The following is a 9,996-nucleotide window of genomic DNA, read 5'->3' on the forward strand; positions in this document are numbered from 1 at the left end:
AGCAGCCCGTCGAGCAGCCCGTCCGCGTCGCCGACCAGCGCGCCCCCGGCCGGCGCGTGCGCGGCGGCGTATCAGACCCAGAATTCCTGGCCGGGCGGGTTCCAGGGGCTGGTGACGGTGACCGCGGGCGGCGCGGCGATCAACGGCTGGACGGTGAAGTGGACGCTGAGCAGCGGCCAGGCCGTCACCCAGCTGTGGAACGGCACGCTCAGCAGCAGCGGATCGGCGGTGACGGTGACCAACGCCTCCTATAACGGCTCGCTGTCCGCCGGCGCGTCGACGACCTTCGGGTTCACCGCCACCGGCTCGCCCTCCATCCCGACCCTCACCTGCACCAGCCCGTGACCGCCAGCCCGTGACCGCCAGCCCGTGACCGCCAGCCCGTGACCGCCAGCCCGTGACCGCCAGCCCGTGCCGCGCCCTGTGCCCGGACGCGTCCCGAGACAGGATCGGGCGCGTCGGCCGGGGCGCGGCACTGCGCGATCAGCTCCCAGAAAAGGAAGAACGCAAACCATGTCAGGACCCACCGGGCGCCCGGTCCGCCGGTTCGGCGCGGCGCCGCCGGCGCGCAGGCGGATGGCCGCCGCGATCGCTTCCGTGCTCGTCACCAGCGGGCTGGCCACGCTGACCCTCACCACGGCCGCGAGCGCTGCGAGCGGCTGCCAGGTCTCGTATACCGCGAACTCCTGGTCGGGGGGTTTCACCGCGAACATCTCGGTGACGAACCTCGCCTCGCCGCTGACCGGCTGGACGCTCGGCTTCACCCTGCCCGGCACCGAGGCGGTGGGCCAGGGCTGGAGCGCCAGCTACAGCCAGGCGGGCCAGAACGTGACCGCGACGAACGTCCCCTACAACGGTTCGCTGGGCACGAACGCCAGTGCCAGCATCGGTTTCAACGGTACCTACACCGGCTCCGCCTACCCCGGTGACCCGACCTCCTTCACCCTGGACGGCACCACGTGCACCGGCACGGTCTCCAGTCCGGGGCCGTCGAGCTCGACGCCCACGGCGACGCCGAGTGCGTCGCCCACCCCGACGCCCACCGGCACCGCGACGGGCCCCGGCCAGTCGCGCATGGTCACCGACTTCGACCCCGGCTGGCTGTTCCACTACGGTGACGCGAGCGGCGCGAGTGCCGCCTCATACGCCGACAGCGGCTGGCGCGGCCTGAGCGTGCCGCACGACTGGAGCATCGAGGGCCCGAACCCGCCGGCTGACCCCTTCTCGCAGTCGGCGCCCACCACCGGCCGCGACGGTTACCTGCCTTCCGGCATCGGCTGGTACCGCAAGCACTTCTCGCTCGCCGGCGTGCCGGCCGGCCGCAGGGTGTACATCGAGTTCGACGGCGTGATGGCCGACGCCAGCGTGTACGTCAACGGCGCATTCATCGGCACCCACCCCAACGGGTTCACCGGCTTCCGCTACGACATCACCTCCGCGGTGAAGTTCGCCGGCGCGGACAACGTGATCGCGGTCAAGACCGACACGAGCCTTGAGCCGGCCTCGCGGTACTACACCGGCGCCGGGATCTACCGCGACGTGCGGCTGATCGCCACCGACCCGGTGCATGTGGACCAATGGGCGACCTACGTCACCACGCCGAACGTGAGCACTTCCGCCGCCACGGTCCACGCGCAGACCACGGTGGTCAACAGCGGCGGCGCGCCAGCGAGCGTGAGCGTGCAGGGCGTGCTCAGGGATCCGAGCGGCAACGCTCTGCCCGCGGTCACCACGGCCGCGAAGACGATCGCGGCCGGGGCCTCGGCGAGCTTCAGCTACGACATCCCGGTGAGCAACCCGAGGCTGTGGGACCTTTCCAGCCCGAATATGTACTCGCTGGCGACGAACGTCATGGTGGGCGGTGCCGAAGTCGACGACGACATCACGCCGGTCGGCATCCGCTCCCTGACCTTCAGCGCGTCGATCGGACTGAGCCTGAACGGCCACGGCGTGAAGCTCAAGGGCGTCGCGATCCACCAGGACTATCACGCCCTGGGCATGGCCGCCCCGCAGGAGGCGATGCAGCGGCGCCTCGCGCAACTCAAGACCCTGGGCGTCAACGCGATCCGTACCGCGCACGAACCGCCCAGCCCCGCGTTCCTGGAACTGACCGACAAGATGGGCTTCCTGGTCCTCGACGAGTTCTTCGACACCTGGACCCAGCACAAGTACACCGACGCCGGCGACTACGCGACCTACTTCAACCGGACCGCCTCCGCGCCCACCGGCACCCCGGCGGTGCCCGGCGCCACCGGATCAGTGCCCTGGTACCAGGTCGACGCCACGGGCATCGTCATGCGCGACCGGGACCACCCCAGCGTCGTGATGTGGAGCGCCGGCAACGAGATCCGCGACTCCCTCGCGACGCGTGAGCCGCTGCTGACCAAGATGGTGTCGATCTGCCACGCGCTGGACCCGTCCCGCCCGTTAACCCAGGCCCTCTTCCGGCCGGCCGACAGCGGCGACGTCACCGGCGCCACCCGCACCACCCTGGACGTGTTCGGCGGCAACTACCGGCCCAACGACGTGCTGCAGGCCATGAGCATGTCCCCGCAGCGTCCCGGGCTGCTCACCGAGATGGGCACCAGCACATCCGACTGGACGACGGTGCAGAACAACCCCGGCCTGATCGGTGAGTTCCTCTGGACCGGCGCCGACTACCTCGGTGAGGCCGACGGGCTGTGGCCGACCGTGGGCAGCACCGCCGGGCTGATGGACGCGGTCGGCACCGTGCGGTCCATCGGCTACTCCTGGCAGGCCACCTGGGGCGCGCCCCATACCTCCCCGCCGCCGACCGGCACCGCCGCCGCCCGGGTCCTTCTCACGCCCGACCACGCCGCGGTGTCCACGGACGTCAATGACGTCGACTACGTCAAGGCGACCATCGCCGACACCTCCGGCCGGGTCGTGACCGGTTCCTCCGCGCCCATCACCTTCACCATCAGCGGACCCGGCGTGATCGTCGCGGTCGACAGCGGCAGCCAGACCGAGGAGAGCTTCCGCGGCAACGTACGCAAGGCCGACCAAGGCATCGCCTACGCACTCGTGCGCGCCACCGGCGCGGGCACCATAACGCTCACCGCCAGCGCGAACGGACTCACCCTCGGTACCACCACCATCACGGGCTCCACCGCGCCATTCGTCCCCTGCACCGGAAGCTGCAACTGAAACACCGACGACCGGGCGCGCGCACTCTGAACCACCGACGACCGGTGCGCGTGCCCGTGCGCGTCTGTGTCTGTGCGCGTGTCTGTGCCCGTGCGTGTGCTGTGTCAGTGCCCGCCCGCGTTCGCCAGACACCGTAGGCGGATGCGGGCTGCAATGACTCCCCGGCAGCCCGCGTCCGCCAGTTCGCCGGCCGATACCGCGTGCTCGCGTCGTGCTCGCGCCGTCCTCGCTTCCGGGACGGCGTCAGGGCCGCAGCCGGTTCACCCGCTGTTCGCGGACCATTGGATCACCCCTCTCGGCTGAACGCCCGCCGGCTCTCGGCGACGCGTCGCAGCGCCGGCCGGAAGCCTCCCGGTGAGTACCGGGCGCCGGCGCGCCTTCCCCGCTGTGACTTCAAACCGGCGGCCCTCGCGCGCGGCCGGTCAGCAACAGGTCAGCGATTGGTCAGGCGACTCCGCGACGCTGGCTGCCTGCACGGGAATCGAGGACACCCCTGCGGACCCTGTCGAGCGGGAGCAGGCGTCGCTCGGGAGCAGGCGCGCCGCGGCAAAAGCAGCAGGTGTCACGGCACCGCACCGCGCTCCCCGCGTCCTCGGCCCGGCTCACGCGACGACCCGCAGCACCAGCTGCCCGACCTGCCTCGCCCCGACCGCAGCGCACCGAGGAACACCGGATCGAGGAGCCCATGACGATCGCACAGTCACTGCTCACCTACATCGCCGACACCTGGATGAAAGGCGACGCCGCCGGGCTGGACGAGAACGTGCCCCTGCTCGAGTTGAACATCATCGACTCGACCGAGATCTTCGACCTCGTCCATTACGTGCAGTCCGAGTACCGGGTCACCGTGCCGCTTCGGGAAGTCGCGCCGGACAACTTCCGCACCGTGGGCGCCATCGCGGCCCTCGTCGAGCGGCTGCGCGCGGAGAGCGGGAGCCTGCGATGACCGGCACGGCGAGCCTCGACGCCCCCGCTGCCGCCCCGTCCGCGGTCTATCGCAGGGTCGTGGACATCATCGCGATGCACACCCTGTACGACACCGCCCACCTCCAGCCCGACAGCCACCTGGAGGGCGAACTCGGCATCGACTCCGTCGTGCTCGAATCGATCCTCGCCGAGGTGCGCGAGCAGTTCGGCCTCGCCGACGGCGCCGCCGCGCCGCGCGGGCCCGCGACCATCCGCGAGCTGGCCGACGCGGTCGAACTGGCCGTGGACGCAGGGGCGCTGAACGCACCCGCCCCGGTCAGCCGGCCGGGGGCCGACGAGGTACTCGACGCGGTGCTCACCGCGGCCGTCGCGCACACCCACTATCCGCGCCACCGCCTGGACCCGGAAGCCGACCTGGAAGGCGACCTGGGCATCGACTCGGTGGTGCTCGCGGCGATCGCCGCGGACGCGCGCCGGGCCCTCGATCTGCCGCAGAGCGCCGCGGTCGCGCTGACCGCCCGTACCCTGCGCGAGCTCGCCGACCAGCTGACCGGCACCCGGCCGGCCGGCGCGCCGTCGCCCGCGCCCGCGCGCCGCCCGGAACCGGCACGCGTGCCGGAAGCCGGATCCGAATACGAGTACGAGTACGAGAACGCGCACCGGACCGAGTATGGGTCCGGATACCGGCCCGCGGCCCGGCCGGAGACGAGCCCCGAACACCGAACCGAGCCGCGGCCCGAACGCGCGCCCCAACCCGCCGCGCTCCCGGGCGCCGTGGGCGGCCCCTGGGACCCGCGCTCGATGAAGGACTTCGTCGAGCAGCGCGACCCGGACCTGTTCGCCAAGGCCCGCAGCTTCGGCGCCTACCGGCGTCAGCGCGAACGGGAGCAGCTGTACTGGTACGGCATGCCGCTCCAGTCGCGCTGCCAGAACCGGGCCGTGATACACGACGAGCTGACCGGGCGCACCCGCGAATATCTGATGTTCGCATCCAACAACTACCTGGGGCTGGCCAACCACCCGCACGTCATCGACGCGATCTGCGACGCCACCCGGGTCTACGGAGCCACCAACACCGGCTGCCGCCTGATCGGCGGCACCAACGTGCTGCACAAGGAGCTCGAACGGCGCCTCGCCGCGTTCAAGCAGCGTGAAGCCTGCATCGTCTTCCCGGGCGGCTACTCGGCGAACCTCGGCACGATCGCGGCCCTGGTCAAGAACTACGACACGCTCGCCGTGGACAAGCTCAACCACATGAGCATCGTGGACGGCGGCCGGCTGGCCGGCGCCGCGCGCCGCATCTATCAGCACAACGACATGGCCGACCTGGAGCGCGTCCTGGAACGAGGCCAGGGCCAGGGCACCGGCACGCTGATCGTCACCGACGGGGTGTTCAGCATGCACGGCGACATCTGCGAACTGCCCGGGATCGTGCGGCTGGCCAAGCGTTACGGCGCGCGCGTCCTGGTCGACGACGCGCACGCCACCGGGGTGCTCGGCGCGCGCGGGACCGGCACCGCGGAGCACTTCGACCTCAAGGGCCAGGTCGACCTGGAACTGGGCACCATGAGCAAGACCCTGGCCGGCATGGGCGGCTTCGTCGTCGGCGACGAGGACGTGATCGAGTACCTGCGCTACTACGCGGACTCGTACGTCTTCGCCGCGACCATCCCCGCGGGCGTCGCGGCGGGACTGATCGCCGCGATCGACGTGATCGAGGCCGAACCGGAGCGTATCCGAACCCTGTGGTCCAACATCAGGCTGCTGCGGGGCCGGCTGCTGCAGGCCGGATTCGACCTGGAGCACAGCGACAGCGCGATCCTGCCGATCGTCGTCGGCGACGAGCGGGCCGCGATGGAACTGGGCCGCGCGGTGCGCGCCCGGGGCCTGTTCTGCCAGACCGTGGTATTCCCCGGGGTCCCGCTCGGCCAGGCCCGGCTGCGCGTCAGCGTCACCAGCGAGCACACCGAGCAGGACCTGAACCAGGCCGCTGATATCTTCGTCGACGCCGCGTGCGAGACCGGCGTGCTGCCCGCGCAACGGCAGTCCCGGGCGGCCCTGCGATGACCGACACGGCCCTGCTTCACCTGCCCGCCGCGCTCACGCCGCAGCAGGCCGCGCGCCCCGCGTTGGTCGGCCGGGAGACCATGACCTACGCGCAGCTGGCCGCGCAGGTCAGCGCGCTGAGCCGGGCACTGCGCGGCCTCGGCGCGGCGCACGGCGACCGCGTGGCGATCTGGATGGGCAAGAGCCCGCGTTACGCCGCCGCCATCTTCGGCGCCTTGCACACCGGTTGCGCCTACGTCCCGCTGGACGGCAAGCAGCCGGCGGCGCGAGTGCACACCATCCTCGCCGACGCCGAGCCGGTCGCGGTGTTCACCGACCGGGCCCACCTGGCAGACCTGACGGGACAACAGCTTCCTGCTTGCGTCCGCGCGGTGATCGTCACCGACGCGGACGAGGACGGGAACGCGGATGGGGACGAAGACGGCGAAGCGGTCGGGCACGCGGAGGCGGGCCCGAGGCGAGAGGCCGACGTTCACGACCCCGCAAGCGCGCCGGTGCCGCTGCGATCCTGGGCCGCGCTGACCGGGGCGGCCCAGGGTGAGGCCGAGGCCGAGGCGCAGCCGCCGGCCGCCGCCGCGCCCGACGACCTGGCCGCGATCCTGTACACCTCCGGCTCCACCGGCACGCCCAAGGGCGTGCAGATCTCCTACCGCAACCTGGCCAACTTCGTCGGCTGGGCCCGCGCCGAGTTGGAGGTCGGACCCGGGGACGTGTTCGCGAACCACGCGTCCTTCAACTTCGACCTGAGCACCTTCGACCTCTTCACCGCGCTTTCCGTGGGCGCGGCGGTGTGGATCGTGCCCGACGCGGCGACCCGGGATGTCAATACCCTGGCCGCGGGTATCCGCGAGCACGCCGTCACGGTCTGGTACTCGGTGCCCTCGATACTGCACCTGCTGACCGCCTCGGGCGCGCTGACCGCCGAGGGCGTCAAATCCCTGCGTTACGTGCTGTTCGCGGGCGAGGTCTTCCCGATCGCGCAACTGCGTGCGCTGGCCGGCGTACTGCCGGAGCACTGCGCGCTCTACAACCTGTACGGCCCGACCGAGACCAACGTGTGCACGTACCACCGGGTGCGGGCGGCGGACCTGGACCGGGCCGAGCCGGTGCCGATCGGCACGGCGATCAGCGGCGCGCGGCTGGCCGTGCTGGACGCGGACGACCGCCCGGTCGCCGAGGCCGGCGAGCCCGGCGCGCTCGGCGAACTCGTCGTCGAAGGGGACTGCGTCACCCCCGGCTACTGGCGGCGTGAGGGCGAACCGGCCGCGCACGACCACCGGGTGCGCCGCCACCGCACGGGCGACCTGGTCAGCTGGGAGGACGGGCGGCTGGTGTACCGCGGCCGCAAGGACCGCATGGTCAAGCTCTCCGGCTACCGCGTCGAACTCGGCGAGATCGAGGCGGCCGCGCTGCGGCATCCCGACATCGCCGCCGCCGCGGCCGTCACCGTCGGCGAGGGCGGCGCGACCCGCCTGGCGCTGTACTTCACGCTGCGACCCGGCGCCGCCGCGCCGAGCCTGCTGGAGATCAAGCGGCACTGCGCGCTGCATCTGCCCCCGTACATGGTCCCGCACCTGGCCACCCGCCTCGACGACCTGCCGCGCAACGCCAACGGCAAGACCGACTACCGCCGCCTCGGCTCGCAGCCGTAACCGCGTTGCCCACCCGCCGGGAACCGACCTCACGTCACGGAGCCGACCATGACGCTAGACCCGATCGAAGAGCACTGGCAGGGATCCGAGCCGGACACCGTCGCCGGCCTGCTGCGCCACCACCTGCGCCACAGGCCCGACGCGCTCGCCTACCGCTTCCTGTCCGGCTCCGGTGACAACGACGCGCACTCGTACACCTACCGGCAGCTCGACCGGCGCGCGCGCACCGTGGCGGTGCACCTGGCCGCCGAGGGGCTGCGCGGCCGGCCGGTACTGCTGCTGCTGCCCCCGGGCCTGGAGTACGTGGCCTGCTTCCTCGGCTGCCTCTACGCCGGGGCGATCGCAGTACCCGCATACCCGCCGGACACGCAGCGGTTCGGGCAGAGCATGCCCCGCCTGGCCGCGATCGCCCGCGACGCCCGCGCCACCCACGCGCTGACCACCGACGCGCTGGCCCGGTTCGCCGCCACCAAGCGCGAGCAGATCGAGGAACTCGGCCTCGGCGCGCTGCGCTGGGTCGCCACCGACCCGCTCGACGACGCGGCCGCCGACCGCTGGCCGCAGCCCGGCGCGGCGCCGGCGGACACCGGCGGCTCGCTCGCCTTCCTCCAGTACACCTCGGGCTCGACCGCCGAGCCCAAGGGGGTGATGGTCAGCAACGCGAACCTCGTGAGCAACCTGCGTTCGATCCACCTGCGGCTGCGGCACGACCGGGACAGCGCCATGGTCTCCTGGCTGCCTCCCTACCATGACATGGGACTGATCGGCGGCATCCTCTCCCCGCTCTACGGCGGCTTCCCGGCGCACCTGATGGCCCCGATGACCTTCGTGGCGCGCCCGCTGCTGTGGCTCCAGACCCTCTCGCGCACCCGCGCCTCGACCAGCGTCGCCCCCAACTTCGGCTTCGAACACTGCCTGCGCCGGGTCACCCCAGCGCAGCGCGACACGCTGGACCTGAGCGGCTGGCGGCTGGCCCTCAACGGCGCCGAGCCGGTGCGCGCCGACACCCTGGACCGGTTCGCCGAGTACTTCGGGCCGGCCGGCTTTCGCCGCAGCGCCCTGATGCCCTGCTACGGCCTGGCCGAGGCGACGCTGATGGCCACCGGGGTCGAGGCCGCCGACCCGCCCGCGATCACGCCGTTCGCCGCCGAGCCGCTCGGCACGGGCCGGGTCGAGCCGGCCGCCGGCCCCGCCCGGGCCGCCACGCGGCTGGTCGGCTGCGGAGCCCCGGTCGAGGACGTGCGCGTCGCGATCGTCGACGCGGAAACCGGCCGGCGCGCCGCCGCCGACCGCATCGGCGAGATCTGGCTCGCCGGACCGAACATCGCCCGCGGCTACTGGCGCCGGCCCGACGCGACCCGCGAGACCTTCCACGCCGCCATCGAGGGCGAGCCGGGCGGCGAGTATCTGCGCACCGGCGACCTGGGATTCCTGCGCCAAGGACAGCTGCACATCGTCGGCCGCAGCAAGGACGTGGTCATCATCCAGGGCCGCAACCACTACCCGCAGGACGTCGAGCTGACCGTGCAGCAGGCCGCGCCCGCAGTGCGCCCCGGCGCCGCGGCCGCGTTCGCCGTCGAACTCGACGACACCGAGCAGATGGTGCTGGCCTTCGAGGCCGACGCCCGGCCGCGGGATCCGGCCGCGCTGCTGGCGGCCGTGCGCGCAGCCGTGCTCGAACAGCACGAGGTCTCCCCGCACGCCGTGCTGCTGCTCAAGCGGGCCACCATCCCCAAGACCACCAGCGGCAAGATCCAGCGGCACGGCTGCAAGCGCGACTTCCTCGAGCTCGGCCTGACCGTGCTGGCCGCCAGCGTCGCCCGGGAAGGCGCCGCGCCGGCGGCCGAAGGGCCCGGCAGCGCCGTCAAGCGGCGGCGCGAGCAGGTCGACGGCGCGATCGCGCAGGCGCTCGGCGACGCGCTCGGGCGCCGCATCGAGCCGGCGGCGCTGACGGACGGCAGCGGCCTGTCCGACCTGGGCGTCGACTACCCGGGCCTGGTGCGCGCGGTACGCGACCTCGAAGCGCGGTTCGCCGCCCGGATCGATCTGGGCGCGCTCCTGGTCACCGGGCGCATCGACACGCTGCGCGCGCAACTCGGCGTCGATGTGACGCAGGACACTGGGATGAAGCCCACGGCCGTGGCCGCTGCGCCCCGCGCCGCCGCCCCCGTCCCCGCAGGTC

General features: G+C 72.5%; 5 protein-coding genes and 1 pseudogene. All 6 read left to right on the top strand.

The annotated features are described in order from the left end of the window. Window positions 1-69: 69 nt before the first annotated feature. Window positions 70-345, top strand: a pseudogene (locus KGA66_RS32070) (cellulose binding domain-containing protein); the annotation flags it as partial. Between the two features lie 168 nt (window positions 346-513). Further along, window positions 514-3,168, top strand: a complete 2,655-nt coding sequence (locus KGA66_RS11635; RefSeq protein ID WP_211467646.1) for a glycoside hydrolase family 2 TIM barrel-domain containing protein — start codon at window positions 514-516, stop codon at window positions 3,166-3,168. Between the two features lie 685 nt (window positions 3,169-3,853). After that, window positions 3,854-4,114: an acyl carrier protein gene (locus KGA66_RS11640; RefSeq protein ID WP_211467648.1), complete on the top strand. Its 261-nt coding sequence runs from the start codon at window positions 3,854-3,856 to the stop codon at window positions 4,112-4,114. Further along, window positions 4,111-6,162: an aminotransferase class I/II-fold pyridoxal phosphate-dependent enzyme gene (locus tag KGA66_RS11645; protein ID WP_211467650.1), complete on the top strand. Its 2,052-nt coding sequence runs from the start codon at window positions 4,111-4,113 to the stop codon at window positions 6,160-6,162. Before KGA66_RS11640 ends, KGA66_RS11645 begins: the two co-directional genes overlap by 4 nt. Beyond that, window positions 6,159-7,814: a D-alanine--poly(phosphoribitol) ligase gene (locus tag KGA66_RS11650; protein ID WP_211467652.1), complete on the top strand. Its 1,656-nt coding sequence runs from the start codon at window positions 6,159-6,161 to the stop codon at window positions 7,812-7,814. Before KGA66_RS11645 ends, KGA66_RS11650 begins: the two co-directional genes overlap by 4 nt. Before the next feature lie 48 nt (window positions 7,815-7,862). Continuing rightward, a partial coding sequence (locus tag KGA66_RS11655) for a fatty acyl-AMP ligase (RefSeq protein WP_211467654.1) occupies window positions 7,863-9,996 on the top strand: 2,134 nt, incomplete at its 3' end.

Source organism: Actinocrinis puniceicyclus (genome assembly GCF_018283645.1).
GTDB classification, from domain to species: Bacteria; Actinomycetota; Actinomycetes; order Streptomycetales; family Catenulisporaceae; genus Actinocrinis; species Actinocrinis puniceicyclus.

Coding starts and splice junctions, on each gene's coding strand:
- KGA66_RS11645 (WP_211467650.1), top strand. CDS start 4,111: ATGACCGGCACGGCGAGCCTCGACGCCCCCGCTGCCGCCCCGTCCGCG.
- KGA66_RS11640 (WP_211467648.1), top strand. CDS start 3,854: ATGACGATCGCACAGTCACTGCTCACCTACATCGCCGACACCTGGATG.
- KGA66_RS11635 (WP_211467646.1), top strand. CDS start 514: ATGTCAGGACCCACCGGGCGCCCGGTCCGCCGGTTCGGCGCGGCGCCG.
- KGA66_RS11650 (WP_211467652.1), top strand. CDS start 6,159: ATGACCGACACGGCCCTGCTTCACCTGCCCGCCGCGCTCACGCCGCAG.